The sequence below is a fragment of the Staphylococcus sp. 231237_7MaSpsaltlick genome (assembly GCF_043107035.1).
The window spans coordinates 1-549 of sequence record NZ_JBICNX010000293.1 but is presented as its reverse complement, the minus strand read 5'-3'; the positions used below and the strand labels follow the sequence as shown (position 1 = coordinate 549).

At 31.3% G+C, this 549-nt stretch carries 1 protein-coding gene; it reads left to right on the top strand.

The window, feature by feature from the left end; genetic code table 11:
• The coding region (locus tag ACF91D_RS31535) for a DNA cytosine methyltransferase (protein WP_392438663.1) at window positions 1–432 on the top strand (432 nt) is incomplete at its 5' end.
• Window positions 433–549 lie beyond the last annotated feature (117 nt).

Here is a 549-nt window from a genome sequence, read left to right as displayed (position 1 = left end):
ATTATAGAAGAAAATATAGATGAAAGTTATTTATTGACTGCTGATAAATTTGAAAAATTTAGATATTTACGCGGTCCTAAGAAGATTAAACGTACAACGAAAGACGGGCATGAATATTATTTTTCTGAAGGCGGTATGTCAGAAAGTGACTCTTTAGATTTACCTGCTAGAACAATGCTAACAAGTGAAGCCTCTGTAAATAGAAGTACACACTTTTTAAATATCGATAACATTTATCGTACTTTAACACCAATTGAAGCAGAAAGACTAAATGGTTTTCCTGATAACTGGACAGATACAATGCCAGATCGAATGAGGTATTTCTGTATGGGTAATGCACTAGTAGTACCTATTATAACTAGAATAGGTAACCAAATAGAAAAAATAGAACAGATGACTAGCGACTCTTTTAGTCAGTTGAAACTGTTTTAAGGTAATAATTTTGGCTCTATGATAAACAGAACTGATTTTTATATCAATCCTGTTTATCATAGAGCCTTTTTCTTGTTTTTACATACTTCGATTCATATGTATTGGATTAGTTAAGCT